The sequence below is a fragment of the Mycobacterium genavense ATCC 51234 genome, from assembly GCF_000526915.1.
Lineage (GTDB): Bacteria > Actinomycetota > Actinomycetes > Mycobacteriales > Mycobacteriaceae > Mycobacterium > Mycobacterium genavense.
This window is the reverse complement of record NZ_JAGZ01000002.1, coordinates 1-17729: the sequence shown is the minus strand read 5'-3', so window position 1 is coordinate 17729 and position 17729 is coordinate 1. Positions and strand designations below refer to the sequence as shown.

The following is a 17729-nucleotide window of genomic DNA, read 5'->3' as shown; positions in this document are numbered from 1 at the left end:
GGGGTACCGGGTATCCGCGTAACCAGCCGGGGGTAGATACCGAGTGCACCCGCTAACGCGCGAGCTATTAGCCCAATAGAAGGACCGATCCACCGTGACCGATGCATTGACACAAATCGAGCCGACCAAGGCACACCAGCCGGTGCATACCCGCGCGCTGATCATCGGGACGGGGTTCTCCGGCTTGGGCATGGCGATCAAGCTGCAGCGCCAAGGCGTGGACTTCGTCATTCTGGAGAAGGCCGACGACATCGCGGCACCTGGCGCGACAACAGCTACCCCGGATGCGCCTGCGACATCCCGTCGCGCCTGTACTCGTTCTCCTTCGAGCCGAAGCCGGACTGGAAGAACCCGTTCTCCTATCAGCCCGAAATCTGGGACTACCTGAAGGGTGTGACCGAGAAGTACGGGCTACGCCGCTACATCGAGTTCAAGGCCCATGTGGACCGCGGCTACTGGGACGAAGACGAGTACCGCTGGCACGTATTCACCAAGGACGGTCGCGAATACGTCGCCCAGTTCCTGATCTCGGGCGCCGGTGCGCTACACATCCCGAAGTTGCCCGAAATCGAGGGGCGTGACGAATTCGCCGGTCCCGCTTTCCATTCCGCCGAGTGGGACCACAGTGTCGACCTGACCGGCAAACGGGTGGCCATCATCGGCACCGGCGCCAGCGCCATCCAGATCGTGCCCGAGATCGTCGATCAGGTTGGCGAGTTGCAGCTCTACCAACGCACGCCGCCGTGGGTGGTGCCGCGGTCCAACCCCGACCTTTCCCCGACGCTGCGCAAGGCCATGGCGAACGTTCCGGGGCTGCGAGCGCCGGCGCGGCTGGCCATTTACTGGGGGCAGGAGGCCCTGGTGTTCGGCATGACCAAGCGGCCCATCACGCTGAAATTTCTTGAGGCGTACTGCAAGTACAACATCCGCCGCTCGGTCAAGGACCGCGATCTGCGCCACAAGCTGATTCTCAAATACCGCATCGGGTGCAAGCGCATCCTGAACTCGTCGACGTACTACCCGGCCGTGGCGAACCCCAAGACCAAGCTCATCACCGACGGCATCGTGCGGATCACCCGCGACGGGATCGTCACCGCCGACGGCACGCAGCACGAGGTCGACGTGATCGTCTACGCGACGGGATTCCACGTCACCGACTCCTACACCTACGTCGGCATCAAAGGCCTGCGCGGTGAGGACCTGGTCGACCGGTGGAACCGGGAGGGTATCGGTGCGCATCGCGGGATCACCGTCGCCGAAATGCCCAACCTGTTCTTCCTGCTCGGTCCCAACACCGGGCTGGGCCACAACTCCGTGGTGTTCATGATCGAGTCACCGATCCACTACGTGGCCGACGCGATCAAGACCTGCGAAAAATACGGCGCCCAGGCGCTCGCGCCGACCCGCGCGGCGCAGGACAAGTTCAACGACGAGTTGCAGGAGCAACTGAAGGGCTCGGTGTGGAACACCGGCGGCTGTAGCAGCTGGTATCTCGACGAACACGGCAAGAACACGGTGCTGTGGGGTGGCTACACCTGGCAGTATTGGCGGGCGACCCGCTCGGTCAAACCCGACGAGTACCAGTTCTTCGGTGTGCGCAGCGGCGCACGCGCCAACCGCGCGACGGTCGGTGCGAGCTAAGTCCCGCCGGATGGGTATAACCGCAGGCTATTCACCAAATCGGCTTCGTCAGCGAGACTGTGGCGGATGAGCGCCTATCAGACTGTCGTCGTCGGCACTGATGGCTCCGAGTCGTCGCTGCGTGCGGCGGACCGCGCGGGTGTGATCGCCGCTGAATACGGCGCGAAATTGGTCATTGCGACTGCGCACCTTCCCGTGCTCGAAGAGAAGGGCCGTTACGCCATTCCGCCGGGCAGCGACCACGGTCAGGACTATCGGACGGTGGGCGAGGCCCCGTACTACGCGATCCTGCGGGAAGCCGCGATTCGGGCGCGCAAGGCCGGGGTCAAGGACATGGAGGAGAGGTCGGTGGTGGGTGCGCCCATCACCGCGCTGGTGAACCTGGCCGACGAGGTCAAAGCCGACCTGCTGGTCATCGGCAACGTCGGACTCGCCAGTGTCGCCGGTCGGCTGCTGGGATCGGTCCCGTCCGAAGTCTCCCGCAAGGCCAAGAACGACGTCCTGATCGTGCACACCTCCGACTGAGCATCTGGCCTAGGCGCCGACCGAAGTCTTTGTGGCGCTTACCTTTCATTTGTACCCTTGGCGAAGGATCGAAGGTTGGCGCGCACGATCCGGTCCAGCATCCGGTCGGAGACCAGGCGGCTGATCCGCACCAGGATCGCGGCGTCACGCCCGATCGTGTAGCGAGTCCGTGGTCGAGATGCGGTGGCCGCCTTGGCTATTACCTGTGCGGCGTGCTCGGCTGACACGCCGACCTCGGTGAACGAGTGAGCTTGCGCCGTGATGGCCGCCGTCAGGTCGCCGTAGCGTGCGAGTTGGGCCGCGGTCATGTTGGCCTTCAGCGCCTCCGCGGTCGTGAGGCCGCGGTCGACCATCTCGGTTTTGACCGCGCCGGGTTCGACGACGACGACCTTGATGCCGAGCTTTGCGACCTCGCGCCGTAGGGCATCGCTGACCGCCTCGAGCGCGAACTTCGACCCGGCGTAGGCACCGTAGGTCGGCAAGACCACCTTCCCGCCGACGGAGCTGATGTTCACCACGGTGCCCGAGCTGAGCAGCAGCGCCGGCAAAAGCGCCTGCGTCATCGCGATGTGACCGAACAGATTGACCTCGAACTGCTTGCGCCACTGGGCAATCGGCAAGGCTTCGACCGGCGCGTTGATCGCGATGCCGGCGTTGTTGATCAGGGCCCGCAGGGGCCGACGCAGCGGATCGCGGCGACGCGGTCCGCGACGGCGGCCACATCGGTTTCCATCGTGATGTCCAGGATCACCGGCTCGAGCCCCTCGGGCCCGCCGGACACCAGCGCGTCGGCGTCGGCGTCGCGTCGTACCCCGGCAAGCACGTGAACCTTTGCGGGCCAGTTCTTTAGCCGTTGCCGCGCCCATACCTGTCGAGGCGCCGGTCACGACGATCAGCTCCTGACGGTCGGCGTGATTCGAGGAATGCATGGCGGTCTCCATTCGCCGGACGAGCCTTTGAGTTGACGTTGTCAACTCAAGACGCTGGCTTATGCTCGGCGAGTGGCGACACGAGCGGAGAGTGCTGCGGCGACCCGCCGCGCGCTGCTCGAGGCCGCCGAGGTATTGCTCGACCGCGGCGGTGTCGATGCCGTCACGCTGCGCGAGGTGGGCGCTCGGGCCGGCGTGTCGCACTCGGCGGCGTATCGTCACTTCGCCGACAAGGAATCGTTGCTGGCGGTTCTGGCCACGAACGCGCTGAGCGAATTGGGCGACCTATTAGAGGCTTTGGTCAACAGCGACGACTCGCCCGAGGAGTCGTTGCGCTCCGGTCTGCTCTCGTTGATCGACCTCGGCCGCACCTGTACCGGTTGATGTTCACTCCGCCGGCAGGTGATCCGACCGATGCGATGCGGGTGGCCGAACGCGCGCAGGATCTGTTTCTCGACCTCGTGGGCCGCATCACCGGTCCGCAGCAGGCCCGCCGCTACGGGGCGCTGTTGTTGACCAGCGCCCACGGCATCACCGGATTGGACCTGAGTGGCCACATGGATTTGGACAAGTGGCACACCAACGCCGAGGAGCTCGTCGACACCCTTATCTCGGTGATGCCCAAAGCCTGAGCAGGTCGGCGAAAGCCGTCGCGGCCGCCTCCACGCCGACATCGTCATCGGTGGCCACCAGGTCGAGCAGCAGGCCCCGGGTGACGGCCAGTCCGAGTCTGGCCATCGCCGGGTCGAATGCGTCGCCGGCCACCGTCTCGACGGCGTCCAGCCACCCGCTGACCGCGTTGGGAACCATTCGGGCGAAAGGCTTTTCGCCCTGCGTGGCGCGGGCGTAGCACTCGAAGAACAGGCGCTCCAGCCGGCGCAGTTCGGGACGGCGCAGATCGGCCCACATGGCGGCGAAGCCGTCGGCAGCATCGGTGGGCAATTCGGCCAGCTGACCCATCTGGCGGTGCTCGACCTCGTCGACGACGGCCAGCAGCAGCTCCTCTCGAGAGCCGAAGTGGTGGAGCAACATTCGGTGGCTGGTGCCGACGGCGTCGGCTACCTCCCGCAGCGATCGGTCGCCGATGCCGCCGTCGGCGAACTCGTCGATCAGCGCGTCGAGCAGTTGGCGGCGCCGAGCCAGGTTAGGCGTGCGAACCATTGGCGCGGCTGAGCTGCTCCGATCGAGCCTTGAGTCCCTGGGCTTCCAGTTCGAGGAAACGCCGCGTCTTCTTGGCCATCAGCCGCCCGACGAGCGCCCCGAGCACGCCGCTTTGGTCGAGTTCCTGGCAGACCAGGGTGCGGCCACCCCGGCCGGTCACATAGTGGCGCGCGGTCACCAGTGAGCCGGGTGCACGTTGCACCCAGGTTCAGGACTTGCCCGGGTCGAGCTCGGTGACTTTCCAGACCAATTTCTGCATGCCGGGCTGTTTGATCGCGAAGCGCTTGCCGACGGCGAGGTTTGGCCCGTCGAGTCCGACCAGCGACGTCACCGAGGCGGTCCAGTCGGGCCAGTGCTCGACGTCGCTGAAGACGTCCCAGACCAACTGCCGCGGCGCGTCGATTTCGATGCTGTTTGGTTAAACATGTACCAAATGGCACATCTAACGGAGGGTGCTGCAAAGGGTCATCGAGATCGCGCTGAGCGCCCCGGAGGCGGACTCACGACCCCTTGCGAGAGGCCGGATTGGATTGAACGTCACGACACGGAGACACAAGTTGTTGTGTTGCACCGGCTTGTCGGCCCCCAGGGGTAGTGTTTGTGGTCCAAGCAACAGCAAACAGTCCAGCAGCCAATTTGGTGTGTGAAGTGGGGTTCTGGTGACCGAAAACATGAAGCTGATCGACCGTGCTTCGGCGATCAACTGGAACCGGGTGCAAGACGAGAAAGACGCCGAGGTTTGGGACCGGCTGACCGGAAACTTCTGGCTGCCCGAGAAGGTGCCGGTGTCCAACGACATCCCGTCCTGGGGAACGCTGACCGCCAGTGAGAAGCAACTCACGATGCGCGTCTTCACCGGGCTGACGTTGCTGGACACCATCCAGGGCACCGTGGGGGCGGTCAGCCTGATTCCCGATTCGCTGACGCCGCACGAGCAGGCCGTCTACACCAACATCGCGTTCATGGAGTCCGTGCACGCCAAGAGCTACAGCTCGATTTTCTCCACGCTGTGCTCGACGGCCGAGATCGACGACGCGTTCCGCTGGTCGGAGGAAAACCCCAACCTGCAGCGCAAGGCCGAGATCGTCGTGGAGTACTACCGCGGCGACGAGCCGCTCAAGCGCAAGGTGGCCTCCACGCTGCTGGAAAGCTTCCTGTTCTACTCCGGCTTCTACCTGCCCATGTACTGGTCGAGCCGGGCCAAGCTGACCAATACCGCGGACATGATCCGGCTGATCATCCGCGACGAGGCGGTGCACGGCTACTACATCGGCTACAAGTTCCAGCGTGGCCTGGCGCTGGTCGACGAGGCCAAGCGCACCGAGCTGAAGGACTACACCTACGAGCTGCTTTTCGAGCTCTACGACAACGAGGTGGAGTACACCCAGGACCTCTACGACGAGGTGGGGCTGACCGAGGACGTCAAAAAGTTCTTGCGCTACAACGCCAACAAGGCGCTGATGAACCTGGGCTACGAGGCGCTGTTCCCGCGCGACGAAACCGACGTGAACCCGGCGATCCTGTCGGCGCTGTCGCCCAACGCCGACGAGAACCACGACTTCTTCTCCGGTTCGGGTTCGTCATATGTGATCGGCAAGGCCGTCGTCACCGAAGACGAGGACTGGGACTTCTAAAGCGGCAGGTTAGGCAGTCAACCTGGCGGGGTCACCAGATGATTACCTCCGCGTTGTCGCCGCCGTGGCAGCGCGTTGAGATCTTGGTCGAGCCATCGTTGAAATACGCGGGGTATCTGCCGACACAAGTCATCTCGTAGCCGGCACCCGCAATCGGCGAGGCTGTCATCATCCCAAGACTGGTCGGTCCGGGTGGAACCTGTTGTCCTGCAGGGTTATTGACGTTGGCCGGGTGCGAACGCCACATCGCGACACCGAAACCATGGTGACGACTCGCCGAGGGGTGTCGCAGGGGTTAAAGTTACGCGACCTTTCTGCGGCGCCGTCGCGCACGCCGATTCGCGTCTCGGGGCAGGATGGACCGGTGAGCAGTGACGGGCCCGTGGGGGCGGCGGACTTCCGTCGCGCGTTGGCGCTGATCCAGCACGGCGAGCGCGGCGACGAAGCCGGCATGCGCGTCATCATCGACGACGAGGTGCTGCCCACCGGCCGGTTGCCGCAGCTGATCCGCGCCACCGTGCCGATCTTCTGGCAGCTGGTGGCTCAGCTGTGCGATCCGCACGAGATCTCCGAGATCGGCCAAACCCTGACCGCGGCGTCCGCGGCCGACGAGTTCGATCTCGACCGTGACAATCGACTGGTGGCCCGGATCACGATGGCACAACACGCGGAAGATCTGAGCGCCGAGTACGACGTGATCCGCGACGCTGACACCGCGCCCGACGGCCTGATCCGTCTCGGGCTCACCGCCGCCGGCGTCGTCTCCGCGATGCTGCCCCAGTTACGCACCGAAGCCGGGCGGCAATTGCTCAACAATTTGGCGATGCAGGCTCTCCGCGAGGAGAACGGTTAATCCGCAACTAGCTGGATGCGCACATTTCGCGCGGTCTTCGGCGCCTCGCCGATAGCCTCCCGCCCCATGGCACAGGCGGTCGTCATACCAAATCGTCAAAGACGCGTGGTCGCGGTCAACCGCATGCGCCGCACGCCGGGGGCGGGCGTCGCCGGTAGTGGGAGGCTTTAGCTAATGCCGCAGACTCCCATGCCGTCCGGGCAGTCGATTGTGCATCCCGCGGTCGCGGACGCGGCGAACGAGGACCAAGGCGACCAGGAGTTTGCTCGTAAGACCAGACATGACCACTCCGTTCTTCCGGGCAGGGCCCGGGCCGTTGTCGGCTCGCTTATCGTAGTTCGCTGGAGCCGCAAAGAGAACCGATCCTGCCCAATCGGCCTCCGAATGCCGACCGCTGGATTCCAAGCACCAGATGTTCTGGTCGTGAACGGCATGTGAATAGTCACCATGGTCGGACGCCACGGCAGCGTCCCTACCATGAAACTGATGGGGTGTCGGAACATCACTCTCATAAGCACGCGAAATTCCTCAAGTCAGTGATCCGCTGGCTGGACGTCGGCTACCCGCAAGGTGTCCCCGGCCCCGACCAGGTCGCGTTGTTCGCCCTGCTGCGGAGCACCCCTTTGACCCAGGAGCAGCTCGAAGAGGTTGCTCACAACATCGCCGCGAAGGAATCCCAGCCGGGAGTTGACGGCGTCGTCAGCAAGGAAGTGATCGCCGAGTTCATCACCAAGACCACCCACCACGACCCGGGCAAAGAGAACATTCAGCGGGTGGCCGCCACGCTGGCCGCCGCCGGCTGGCCGCTGGCCGGTATCAGTGTCAGTGCGGTAGCCCCCGACGACGAGCACGTCGCCGCTACGGAAGAAATCGCGTGGCGCCGCGACGACCTGGCCGAGGGCGTCTCATAAGGTCGAGATGTCGATGACGAAGCGGTAGCGCACATCGCTGGCGAGCACCCGCTCGTAGGCCTCGTTGACGTAATCCGCTTCGATGACTTCGATTTCGGGGGTCACCTGGTGCTCGGCGCAGAAGTCGAGCATCTCCTGGGTTTCCGCGATGCCGCCGATGTTCGAGCCGGACAGGCTGCGGCGTGCCAGCGCCAGCGGGAACGCCCCGATCTCCATCGGGTGCTCGGGGATGCCCAATTCGACGAGCGTGCCGTCGACGTCGAGCAGGCTCACGTAGTCGTCGAGCTTGAGGTTCGCTGAGACCGTGTTCAGGATCAGGTCGAAGCTGCTGCGCAACTTCTTGAAGGTGTCACGCTCGGCGGTGGCGTAGTAGTGGCTGGCGCCCAGCCGCAGCCCATCCTCCATCTTCTTCAGCGACTGCGACAGCACGGTCACCTCGGCGCCCATCGCCGCGCCCAGCTTGACGCCCATGTGGCCCAGGCCGCCGAGGCCGATGATCCCCAGCCGCGTGCCCGGCCCGGCCTTCCAGTGGCGCAGCGGGGAGAACAGCGTGATGCCCGCGCACAGCAGCGATGCCGCCTTGTCCAGCGGCAGCGAATTAGGGATGCGCAGGACGAAGTTCTCGTCGACGACGATCGCCTGGCTGTAGCCACCCATCGTCGGGGTGCCGTCCTTGTCGGTGGAGTTGTAGGTGAAGATCGCGCCCCGCTTGCAGTACTGCTCGAGCCCGGCCTTGCAGCTGCTGCACTTGCCGCACGAGTTCACCATGCAGCCCACGCCGACGTGGTCGCCCACCTTGTGCTTGGTCACTTCCGCGCCGACGGCGGTCACCACGCCGGCGATCTCGTGTCCCACGACCACGGGGTAGTTCGGCACGCCCCATTCGGATCTCGCGGTGTGGATGTCGGAGTGGCAGATGCCCGCGAACTTGATGTCGATCGCCACGTCGTGCGGACCCGGATCGCGGCGGGTGATGGTGGTCTTGGTCAGCGGCTCCGTCGCCGAAGTGGCGGCATACGCGGAAACAGTGCTCATAGCGATCCCTCTTCGATTCGGTTGCGTCCTAGAAAAGCTTACCTAAGGTAAAGGTTTCAGGCCAATCGAGCTTGGTCACACATGAGCTTATGACGATGTGTGCCGACCGGACCGGCCGCCGCTAGTTGATCGCGGCGTTGACCAGGCGCAGGTCGTCGACGATGCCTCGGGCCGCGATCACACCCTCGCCGGTCTGCCATACCTCGTCGTTGACGATGTAGGCACGGTTGTCCCGGTTGGCGGACAGTTTGCGCCACGGGGCACTATCCAAGATCGTCGCGGCGCGGTCGGCGGCGGCGCGATCGGCGCAGGACATGTAGATGACGTCGGCTTCGGCCGCCGAGAAATCCGGATTCTTGGCCAGGTCGGCGTCGGTCGCGCCGATCTCGACGTAGGGCTTGTCGGTGAACCGCTGCGACGCCGGCCGGTCCACCCCGACCGCCCTGAGCACGCTGGCCGGAAAATTGTTGGCGCCGAAGATCCGCATGCTGTTGACGGTCAACTGAACAACCGACGCCTGGAAATGAGCCGCGTCGTGGGAGGCGCCGATCTGGTTGGCGCGCTGGGCGAAACCGTTGATCAGCCCGTCGACCGCGCCGCGGCGCGCCGTCGCGTCGCCGATGATGCGCAGGTTGTCCTGCCAGGCCGCACCGGGTGCGCCGGTGAACACCGTCGGCGCGATCGCCGCGAGCCCCGGATACGTCCGCGGCGTCAGCGCGACCGAGCCCAGAATGAGGTCCGGGTGCAGCGCGGCGATCGCGCGCAGGTCGGGATTGCCGCGGGCGCCGACCCCGGGCAGGGCGTGCACGGCCTCGCCCAGATAGGCCGGCTGACTCGACGAGCCGTCGGGCAGGGCGGCGGCGACGATGCGAGACTGCAGGCCGAGCGCGCACAGCGCGTCGAGCTGATCGCCGGCGAGCACCACGATGCGCTGGGCCTCCGCGGGTACCTGGACCACCTCCGGAGTGAGTCCCGCGGCGTTGTGGGCCTGCCGGGTCGCGGGGCCCGCGTCGGCCGGGGCCGCGTCGCGCGCGCACGACTCGTCGGGCTTGCGGTCGTTGCCGAGCACCCCCGCGCCCGCGATCTGGGTGGTGGGGGTGACCAGCGACCGCGTCGAGGGCCCCTTGGGGCCGGACTGTCCGGAGCCGCAGCCGCTGCCCGTCGCGATCGCGGCTGCCGCGATCGCTGCGACGGCCATCAGACGTCCAACGAAGCGTCGCCTGTGGCCGGATTGCACGCAGTCGACGCTAACATCTGGCCAGCTGGAACCCGGTCTGCCGACGCGCCCGGGCGCCCCCGATGAACCAATTACGACAGTTTGTAGGACCAGCACTGCCAGCGGCTTGATAGGGAGCTAAGATTCGGTAGAACCCTGTCTGGGATGGATGTTTGGAGGAGCTGTTGACAGCCGAAGCGCCCCCGTTGGGAGAACTCGAGGCCGTTCGGCCGTACCCGGCCCGCACCGGTCCCAAAGGCAACCTGATCTACAAACTGATCACGACCACCGATCACAAGCTGATCGGCATCATGTACACGGTCACCTGCATCGTCTTCTTCTTCGTCGGCGGACTGCTGGCGCTGTTGATGCGCGCCGAGCTGGCCGCGCCGGGTCTGCAGTTCTTGTCGAATGAACAGTTCAACCAACTGTTCACCATGCACGGCACGATCATGTTGCTGTTCTACGCGACCCCGATCGTGTTCGGCTTTGCCAACCTGGTGCTGCCGTTGCAGATCGGCGCACCCGACGTGGCCTTCCCGCGCCTGAACGCCTTTTCGTTCTGGTTGTTCCTGTTCGGTGCCACGGTCGGGCTGGCCGGCTTCATCACGCCGGGCGGCGCGGCCGACTTCGGCTGGACCGCTTACACCCCGCTGACCGACGCGATCCACTCACCCGGCGCCGGCGGCGACCTGTGGATCATGGGACTGATCGTCGCCGGTCTGGGCACCATCCTGGGGGCGGTCAACATGATCACCACCTGCGTGTGCATGCGCGCACCCGGTATGACGATGTTCCGGATGCCGATCTTCACCTGGAACATCATGGTGACGTCAATCCTGATCCTGATCGTGTTCCCGTTGCTGACCGCCGCGCTGTTCGGGCTGGCGGCCGATCGTCACCTGGGCGCTCACATCTACGACTCGGCCAACGGCGGAGTTCTGTTGTGGCAGCACCTGTTCTGGTTCTTCGGCCACCCCGAGGTGTACATCATCGCGTTGCCGTTCTTCGGCATCGTCTCGGAGATCTTCCCGGTCTTTGCCCGCAAGCCGATCTTCGGCTACACCACGCTGGTCTACGCGACGCTGTCGATCGCCGCGCTGTCGGTGGCGGTGTGGGCCCACCACATGTTCGCCACCGGAGCCGTTCTGCTGCCGTTCTTCTCGTTCATGACATACTTGATCGCGGTGCCGACCGGGATCAAGTTCTTCAACTGGATCGGAACAATGTGGAAGGGCCAGTTGACCTTTGAGACGCCGATGCTGTTCTCGATCGGCTTCATGGTCACCTTCTTGCTGGGTGGATTGACTGGGGTGCTGCTGGCCAGCCCGCCGCTGGACTTCCACGTCACCGACAGCTACTTCGTGGTCGCCCACTTCCACTACGTGCTGTTCGGCACCATCGTGTTCGCCACCTACGCCGGAATCTACTTCTGGTTCCCGAAGATGACGGGCCGGCTGCTGGACGAGCGGCTGGGCAAGCTGCACTTCTGGTTGACGTTCATCGGTTTTCACACCACGTTCCTGGTGCAGCACTGGCTGGGAGACGAGGGCATGCCGCGCCGCTACGCCGACTACCTGCCCACCGACGGCTTCCAGGGGCTAAACATCGTCTCGACCGTCGGCGCATTCATCCTGGGCGCCTCGATGTTCCCGTTCGTATGGAATGTCTTCAAGAGCTGGCGCTACGGCGAAGTGGTCACCGTCGACGACCCGTGGGGTTACGGCAATTCGCTGGAGTGGGCAACCAGTTGCCCACCGCCGCGGCACAACTTCACCGAGCTGCCCCGAATCCGTTCGGAGCGGCCGGCTTTCGAGCTGCACTATCCGCACATGGTGGAGCGCATGCGTGCCGAGTCGCACGTCGGCCGGGCCCACGGCAAAGAAGGCCACGACGTGACCCGACTCGACGACGTAGATGTCCGCAGCTAGGGGTTCATAGCGGGTGAACACACCACCTAAGGTGTCGGTGCTGATCACCGTCACCGGCGTGGATCAACCGGGTGTGACGTCGGCGCTCTTTGACGCGCTCTCCGGTCACGGAATCGACCTGCTCAACGTCGAGCAGGTGGTCATCCGGGGCCGCCTGACCCTGGGCGTATTGCTTTGCTGCCCACCGGAAGTCGCCGAAAGCATCGTGCTGGGCGACGATGTCGAGGACGCCATCCACGCGGTGGGCCTCGACGTCACGATCGAGCGCAGCGAGGCCGTGCCGATCATCCGCGAGCCCTCGACGCACACCATCTACGTGCTGGGTCGGCCCATTACGGCCGGGGCGTTCGGCGCGGTGGCTCGCGAAGTGGCGGCGCTGGGCGTCAACATCGACCTGATCCGCGGCGTCTCCGACTATCCGGTGACCGGCCTGGAGCTGCGGGTCTCGGTGCCGCCGGGAGCCGACGGCCCGCTACGGCCCGCGCTGAACAAGGTCTCGTCCAACGAGGGCGTCGACGTCGCGGTCGAGGACTACAGCCTGGAGCGGCGGGCGAAGCGGCTCATCGTGTTCGACGTCGACTCGACGCTGGTGCAGGGCGAGGTCATCGAGATGTTGGCGGCCAAGGCCGGCGCCGAGGGCCGGGTCGCCGCGATCACCGAGGCCGCGATGCGCGGCGAGCTGGATTTCGCGGAGTCGCTCCTGCAGCGGGTGGCCACGCTGGAGGGCCTGCCCGCCACGGTGATCGACGAGGTCGCCGATCAACTGGAGCTGATGCCCGGCGCGCGGACCACCCTGCGGACGCTGCGACGACTGGGCTACCACTGCGGCGTCGTCTCCGGCGGGTTCCGGCGCATCATCGAGCCGCTGGCCGCGGAGCTGATGCTGGACTTCGTCGCCGCCAACGAACTCGAGATCGTCGACGGCAAACTCACCGGCCGGGTGGTCGGGCAGATCATCGACCGGCCCGGGAAGGCCAAGGCGCTGCGGGACTTTGCGCAGCAGGCCGGGGTGCCGATGGCACAGACCGTGGCCGTCGGGGACGGCGCCAACGACATCGACATGCTGGCCGCGGCCGGGCTGGGGGTGGCGTTCAACGCCAAGCCCGCGTTGCGTGCGGTCGCCGACGCGTCGTTGAGCAGCCCGTACCTGGACACGGTGCTGTTTCTGCTCGGGGTCACCCGCGGCGAGATCGAGGCCGCCGACGCCGTCGACGGCGAAGTGCGCCGCGTCGAGATTCCCCCCGAGTAGGACGCGCTTGCGAGGCATGCGGCACGATGATCGGGTGCCCGAAACCGGCCCCGAAACTGACGCTGAAACAGACAGCCCCGTGGCCGATCCCGATCTGTTAATCGACTTCCGAAACGTCTCGCTGCGACGCGGCGAGCACGTCATGGTCGGACCACTGGATTGGGCGGTCGAGCTCGACGAACGGTGGGTGATCATCGGCCCCAACGGGGCGGGCAAGACGTCGCTGCTGCGCATTGCCGCGGCGGCCGAGCACCCGTCGACCGGCATCGCGTTCGTGCTCGGCGAAAAGCTGGGCCGAGTCGACGTGTCGGAGTTGAAGGCCCGGATCGGGCTCAGCTCTTCGGCTTTGGCGCAGCGCATCCCCACCGACGAAATCGTGCGCGACTTGGTCATCTCGGCCGGCTACGCGGTGCTGGGCCGCTGGCGAGAACGCTACGAAAACGTCGATCATCAGCGCGCCGTCGACATGCTCGAGAGCCTGGGCGCCGAGCATCTGGCCGATCGCACCTACGGGACCTTGTCCGAAGGGGAACGCAAACGGGTGCTGATCGCCCGCGCGCTGATGACCGACCCCGAGCTGCTGTTGCTCGACGAACCCGCCGCCGGTCTGGACCTGGGTGGCCGTGAGGAACTGGTGTCGCGGCTGGCCGACCTGGCCGCGGACCCCGACGCGCCGGCGCTGGTTCTGGTCACTCACCACGTCGAGGAGGTGCCGCCCGGCTTCAGCCACTGTATGCTGCTGTCGGAGGGTGCGGTGGTGGCCGCGGGGTTGCTGTCCGATGTGCTGACGGCGGAGAATCTGTCGGCCGCTTTCGGGCAGTCGATCGCGCTGGACATCATCGACGGACGGTACTTCGCGCGGCGCGTCCGTGCCCGCGCGGCGCACCGGAGGAGGCCGGAATGAGCACCACCCCCGAGCCGCTGCCGACCCGACCGGCGGCCACCGTGATGCTGGTCCGCGACGTGCCCGGCGGCGTGAAAGTCTTTTTGATGCGCCGGCATTCGAAGATGGAGTTCGCCCCCGGCGTCATCGTGTTTCCCGGTGGTGGCGTCGACGACCGCGACCGCAATGCCGATATCGCGTGGGCCGGCCCGCCACCGGACTGGTGGGCACAGCGGTTCGGCATCGAGACCGACCTGGCCGCGGCGCTGGTGTGCGCGGCGGCGCGGGAGACGTTCGAGGAGTCCGGGGTGTTGTTCGCCGGTCCGGCCGACGAGCCGGACGAAATCGTCGGCGACGCTTCGGTCTACGCCGACGCCCGCCGCGCCCTGGACGACCGGACCCTGTCGTTCGCGGACTTCCTGCGGACCGAAAACCTGGTCTTGCGCTCGGACCTGCTGCGGCCGTGGACGAACTGGGTCACCCGGGAGGCCGAACGCACCCGTCGCTACGACACCTACTTCTTCGTCGGCGCCCTGCCGGAGGGGCAGCGGGCGGACGGGGAGAACACCGAATCCGACCAGTCCGGCTGGTCGACTCCGCAGGCCGCGATCGACGACTTCGAGGCCGGGCGTTGCTTCCTGCTGCCGCCGACCTGGACGCAGCTGGACTCGCTGACCGGCCGTACCATCGCCGAGGTGCTGGCCGTCGAACGCCAAATCGTCACGGTGCAACCACATTTGGAGATCCAGGGGGATAACTGGATCTTCGAGTTCTTCGACTCCGACCGCTACCACCAGGCCCGGGAAATGAGCGGCATGGGGTGGCGGCATTGAGCGAGTTCGTCCACGTCGTGGTCAGTGACGGCTCCCAGGACGCCGGCCTGGCGGTGCTGCTCGTGTCGCGGCCCCCGACCAACACGATGACCCGGCAGGTATACCGGGAGATCGCGGCCGCGGCTGCCGAGGTGGGGGAACTAGACGACGTGGCCGCGGTAATTTTGTTCGGCGGCCACGAAATCTTCTCGGCCGGCGATGACATGCCCGAGCTGGCCACGCTGAGCGCGGCCGAGGCGGACGCCGCGGCGCGGGTGCGCGCCCGGGCCATGGACGCCGTGGCGGCCATCCCGAAGCCGACCGTGGCCGCAGTCACCGGTTACGCGCTGGGTGCGGGCCTGACGCTGGCGCTGGCCGCGGACTGGCGGATCAGCGGTGACAACGTGAAATTCGGGGCGACCGAGATCCTCGCCGGCCGGACCCCCGGGGGTATGGCCCGCTTGACCCGCGCGGTCGGGGCGAGCAAAGCCAAGGAGCTGGCGTTCAGCGGGCGCTTCGTCGACGCCGAGGAGGCGCTGGAGCTGGGCCTGATCGACGAGATGGTGGCCCCCGACGACGTGTACGACGCCGCCGCGGTGTGGGCGCGGCGCTTCCTCGACGGGCCGCGGGTCGCACTGGCCGCCGCCAAGGCCGGCATCAACGCGGTGTTCGAGGCCGGGGTTTCCGACTTCTGAGCCGTCGGACAGACGCAATCGCGAGTATGACTCCCATTGCTATGTGGTGGGTATTTTGGCGGCGATCTGATGCGCGATGTTGACGCCGTCGTTGGACTGGGAGTCGGCCCGGTTTGAACTAGATGCTTCGACGTCAACGACGACGTTGTTGGCCACCGTCAGCGCCCGCTGACAGGTTTGCCAAGTCCACGTCGAACCGGCGGCGGTAAAGCTGGCGCTCAAAGTGCCGTTGGTGTTAACGACGGGCCCTACGGTCCGCACGATGTCTGGTCTGCCGGTCACCGTCTTGATGAACTGTCGGTTGGTGCAAGCCGGCCAGTTTTGGGCGGAGGAGTCGAAGAAGGCGCCCGCCTCGTGCGCGGAGTGAAACACCGCCACACCCTGATCGGTGAGATGAGTCCAGGTGGTGCCGGGCTCGCGCAGCACCTGCTCACGAAAGGCGCTCCACCCGCTGTCCGCATACACCGGGGCTAGCAACGGACCGCCAATCGGTCGGCAAGCCTTGTCCGGTACGTCGGCACTGTTGTCCCCATTGCGGTGAGCGTGCGCACGACCATCATCCCGTTGGCGCCCATCGCGGTGTTGACGTCGACGGGGCTGAGCAGCAGCCCGTCCAGTGCACCTTCCGCGACAGGAGATGGCCCGGCCGGGGTGGGCGGCGGGGGATGTGAGTAGCGGTGGAGGGTTGCGACGCTCGGGTTGAAGATGCGGGCGAATGTGGTCGTAACACGTAGCCCGCGATGCCGGTGCCGACGGCCAGGATTACCACCGAGGCGACGATCAGGCCCAATTGCACCGGGCGGCGTTGGCGACGCCACCACGGCGCGAGTTGCGGTGTGGGGGTCTCGGGTACCGGGCCGTGTTGGGTTGTCACGGGGATGGGGTCGACGACATATGCTTGGGCGGCAAGTTCGGTCACCGGCATGGATGCCGCTGTGTTCGCCGCGAAAGCCGCTGTTGTGGGCGGGATTTGGGATGCCGGGCAATCGGTGCGGTGATGGCGTCGGTCGCGGCGTTGGCTAGCTCGATGGTGGTGGCATACCGCTGGTTCGGGTCTTTGGCCATGCCGGTCGCAATGACGTCATCGACAGCCGGAGGCACATCCGGTCGTATGGTCGAGGGCCGAGGCGGCGGGGCGTTGAGGTGTGCGGTGACCAGGTGGGCGGTAGTGCTGCCGGGGAAAGGTGGCTCTCCGGTGAGGGATTCATACAGGACGCAGGCCAGCGAGTAGATGTCGGCGCGGGCGTCCTCGTCTGCCCGGGCGTCTAGACGCTCGGGTGCGATGTATTGGAAAGTGCCGATTGTGTCGCCGGACTTGGTCATTCGCGTCTCGTCGATCGCACGGGCGATCCCGAAATCAATCAGATAAGCGAAGTCGTTGTCGTCGAGCAGGATGTTGGACGGCTTTATGTCCCGATGTAGCAATCCCACCTTGTGCGCGGCATGCAACGCCATGGCGACTTGCTCGATGATGCGCACTGCGCGGGCGGGATCCAAAGGCCCTTCGGCAAGGGCAGTTTGCAGGTCGCGACCGTCGATCAGCCGCATATCGACATAGAGCTGGTTGTCGATCTCGCCGTAGTTATGGATGGGTATGACGTGCGGGTCGTTCAGTCGCGCTGCCGCGTGGGCCTCTCGGCGGAAGCGGTGCTTGAATTCCTCGTCGTCAGACAGAAAGGCGGGCAACAGCTTGATGGCAACGATGCGGTCGGTTTCGGTGTCGTGGGCCCGCCATACTTCGCCCATACCGCCGCGACCCAATAACTCAACCAAGCGGTATCGCCCGAACGGGGTCCCGTCCATATCAGCCTCCCGGTGGCAACGGTCGAAGACACGATAAGCCCGACGCGGTGTTCGCAGCTAGGAATCCGAACAGATGCGGGCTCAGCTGTCCGGCCACTCTTAGGTGGCTGCCGTCGGGCGCGTTTGTGGATGAATTCGTGGCTGTGGATAAGGCGCGTCTGGGCGCTCGGGGGTTAGGGGTTTGGGGCCGTGGTTTGTCGTGGCCGGTTGTGAGGATGGGGTTATGTCTTCGATCGCTTCGTCTTCGGCGGTGGTGGTGAGCCCGAAGGAGCGGTTGGAGGTGTTGTTTGGTGAGTTGGCGGAGTTGGCTGGTCAGCGCAATGCCATTGATGCCCGCATGGTGGCGATCACCGCCGAGATTGACCGTGATGGGTTGTGCGGGATGACCGGTGCGCGGTCGGTGGCGGCGTTGGTGGGCTGGAAGACCGGGTCGTCGCCGGCACACGCCCAG

General features: G+C 65.8%; 18 protein-coding genes and 3 pseudogenes. 13 read left to right on the top strand and 8 right to left on the bottom strand.

Features of this window, described 5'->3' with window-relative positions:
* Positions 1–94 precede the first annotated feature (94 nt).
* Both T428_RS25590 and T428_RS0104705 read left to right on the top strand, forming a co-directional pair.
* Positions 95–1641 (top strand): annotated as a pseudogene (locus T428_RS25590) (flavin-containing monooxygenase).
* Between the two features lie 66 nt (positions 1642–1707).
* Positions 1708–2166, top strand: a complete 459-nt coding sequence (locus tag T428_RS0104705) for a universal stress protein (protein ID WP_025735577.1) — start codon at positions 1708–1710, stop codon at positions 2164–2166.
* Positions 2167–2204: 38 nt separating this feature from the next.
* On the opposite strand, the gene T428_RS25585 is transcribed toward T428_RS0104705, so the two are convergent.
* Both T428_RS25585 and T428_RS33990 read right to left on the bottom strand, forming a co-directional pair.
* On the bottom strand, positions 2205–2786 hold the full coding sequence (locus T428_RS25585) for an SDR family NAD(P)-dependent oxidoreductase (RefSeq protein WP_245604770.1): 582 nt from the start codon (positions 2784–2786) through the stop codon (positions 2205–2207).
* Between the two features lie 41 nt (positions 2787–2827).
* Complete coding sequence (locus T428_RS33990) at positions 2828–2989, bottom strand: hypothetical protein (RefSeq protein WP_245604768.1); 162 nt, start codon at positions 2987–2989, stop codon at positions 2828–2830.
* A 178-nt stretch (positions 2990–3167) separates the two neighbouring features.
* On the opposite strand from T428_RS33990, the gene T428_RS35630 reads away from it, so the two are divergent.
* Both T428_RS35630 and T428_RS35625 read left to right on the top strand, forming a co-directional pair.
* Positions 3168–3479, top strand: a complete 312-nt coding sequence (locus T428_RS35630; protein WP_342666156.1) for a TetR/AcrR family transcriptional regulator — start codon at positions 3168–3170, stop codon at positions 3477–3479.
* Positions 3479–3727, top strand: coding sequence for a hypothetical protein (locus T428_RS35625; RefSeq protein ID WP_342666155.1), 249 nt, complete (start codon positions 3479–3481; stop codon positions 3725–3727). Before T428_RS35630 ends, T428_RS35625 begins: the two co-directional genes overlap by 1 nt.
* On the opposite strand, the gene T428_RS0104690 is transcribed toward T428_RS35625, so the two are convergent.
* A complete protein-coding gene (locus tag T428_RS0104690; protein WP_025735576.1) occupies positions 3702–4256 on the bottom strand; it encodes a TetR family transcriptional regulator in 555 nt (184 codons plus the stop codon). The genes T428_RS35625 and T428_RS0104690 overlap by 26 nt on opposite strands.
* Positions 4240–4665: pseudogene (locus T428_RS25575) on the bottom strand (SRPBCC family protein). The gene T428_RS0104690 and the pseudogene T428_RS25575 overlap by 17 nt, the downstream one beginning before the upstream one ends.
* Positions 4666–4915: 250 nt before the next feature.
* Between T428_RS25575 and nrdF the strand changes: the two are divergent.
* From nrdF to T428_RS0104665, 3 genes are all read left to right on the top strand, one after another.
* On the top strand, positions 4916–5890 hold the full coding sequence (gene nrdF / locus T428_RS0104680; RefSeq protein WP_025735575.1) for a class 1b ribonucleoside-diphosphate reductase subunit beta: 975 nt from the start codon (positions 4916–4918) through the stop codon (positions 5888–5890).
* Between the two features lie 364 nt (positions 5891–6254).
* Complete coding sequence (locus T428_RS0104670; RefSeq protein ID WP_025735574.1) at positions 6255–6743, top strand: hypothetical protein; 489 nt, start codon at positions 6255–6257, stop codon at positions 6741–6743.
* A gap of 491 nt (positions 6744–7234) precedes the next feature.
* Positions 7235–7654 carry a DUF3349 domain-containing protein gene (locus T428_RS0104665; protein WP_025735573.1) on the top strand — a complete coding sequence of 140 codons (420 nt, stop codon included), beginning with the start codon at positions 7235–7237 and terminating at the stop codon, positions 7652–7654.
* Here T428_RS0104665 and T428_RS0104660 read toward each other — a convergent pair.
* Complete coding sequence (locus T428_RS0104660) at positions 7649–8689, bottom strand: NAD(P)-dependent alcohol dehydrogenase (protein WP_025735572.1); 1041 nt, start codon at positions 8687–8689, stop codon at positions 7649–7651. The two genes, T428_RS0104665 and T428_RS0104660, sit on opposite strands and share 6 nt — an antisense overlap.
* A gap of 121 nt (positions 8690–8810) precedes the next feature.
* Entirely contained in the window at positions 8811–9887 is a 1077-nt protein-coding gene (locus tag T428_RS0104655; protein ID WP_036467186.1) for an iron-siderophore ABC transporter substrate-binding protein, read from the bottom strand.
* 203 nt (positions 9888–10090) lie between these two features.
* On the opposite strand from T428_RS0104655, the gene ctaD reads away from it, so the two are divergent.
* The 5 genes and pseudogenes from ctaD to T428_RS0104630 all read left to right on the top strand — a co-directional run.
* Positions 10091–11836 carry an aa3-type cytochrome oxidase subunit I gene (gene ctaD / locus T428_RS0104650; protein WP_025735570.1) on the top strand — a complete coding sequence of 582 codons (1746 nt, stop codon included), beginning with the start codon at positions 10091–10093 and terminating at the stop codon, positions 11834–11836.
* Positions 11837–11849: 13 nt separating this feature from the next.
* Positions 11850–13085 (top strand): phosphoserine phosphatase SerB, encoded by a 1236-nt coding sequence (gene serB, locus T428_RS0104645; RefSeq protein ID WP_025735569.1) that lies wholly within the window; start codon positions 11850–11852, stop codon positions 13083–13085.
* A gap of 16 nt (positions 13086–13101) precedes the next feature.
* Entirely contained in the window at positions 13102–13989 is an 888-nt protein-coding gene (locus T428_RS0104640; RefSeq protein ID WP_025735568.1) for an ABC transporter ATP-binding protein, read from the top strand.
* Complete coding sequence (locus T428_RS0104635) at positions 13986–14801, top strand: NUDIX hydrolase (protein ID WP_025735567.1); 816 nt, start codon at positions 13986–13988, stop codon at positions 14799–14801. Before T428_RS0104640 ends, T428_RS0104635 begins: the two co-directional genes overlap by 4 nt.
* A pseudogene (locus T428_RS0104630) lies at positions 14798–15454 on the top strand (enoyl-CoA hydratase); the annotation flags it as partial. The gene T428_RS0104635 and the pseudogene T428_RS0104630, both read left to right, overlap by 4 nt.
* Before the next feature lie 60 nt (positions 15455–15514).
* On the opposite strand, the gene T428_RS33985 reads toward T428_RS0104630, so the two are convergent.
* Both T428_RS33985 and T428_RS25565 read right to left on the bottom strand, forming a co-directional pair.
* Positions 15515–16114, bottom strand: a complete 600-nt coding sequence (locus tag T428_RS33985; RefSeq protein WP_281173743.1) for a sensor domain-containing protein — start codon at positions 16112–16114, stop codon at positions 15515–15517.
* Between the two features lie 276 nt (positions 16115–16390).
* Entirely contained in the window at positions 16391–17221 is an 831-nt protein-coding gene (locus T428_RS25565; RefSeq protein WP_425411985.1) for a serine/threonine-protein kinase, read from the bottom strand.
* A 280-nt stretch (positions 17222–17501) separates the two neighbouring features.
* Here T428_RS25565 and T428_RS25560 point away from each other — a divergent pair.
* On the top strand, positions 17502–17729 hold a 228-nt coding region (locus T428_RS25560), incomplete at its 3' end, for a DUF222 domain-containing protein (protein WP_036467183.1).

Bases quoted from the DNA above. Each gene is read 5' to 3' on its own strand.
- T428_RS0104660 (WP_025735572.1), bottom strand. From the start codon at position 8,689: ATGAGCACTGTTTCCGCGTATGCCGCCACTTCGGCGACGGAGCCGCTG.
- T428_RS25565 (WP_425411985.1), bottom strand. From the start codon at position 17,221: ATGGGCGAAGTATGGCGGGCCCACGACACCGAAACCGACCGCATCGTT.
- T428_RS0104705 (WP_025735577.1), top strand. From the start codon at position 1,708: ATGAGCGCCTATCAGACTGTCGTCGTCGGCACTGATGGCTCCGAGTCG.
- T428_RS35625 (WP_342666155.1), top strand. From the start codon at position 3,479: ATGTTCACTCCGCCGGCAGGTGATCCGACCGATGCGATGCGGGTGGCC.
- T428_RS0104690 (WP_025735576.1), bottom strand. From the start codon at position 4,256: ATGGTTCGCACGCCTAACCTGGCTCGGCGCCGCCAACTGCTCGACGCG.
- T428_RS0104635 (WP_025735567.1), top strand. From the start codon at position 13,986: ATGAGCACCACCCCCGAGCCGCTGCCGACCCGACCGGCGGCCACCGTG.
- T428_RS0104655 (WP_036467186.1), bottom strand. From the start codon at position 9,887: ATGGCCGTCGCAGCGATCGCGGCAGCCGCGATCGCGACGGGCAGCGGC.
- T428_RS0104640 (WP_025735568.1), top strand. From the start codon at position 13,102: ATGCGGCACGATGATCGGGTGCCCGAAACCGGCCCCGAAACTGACGCT.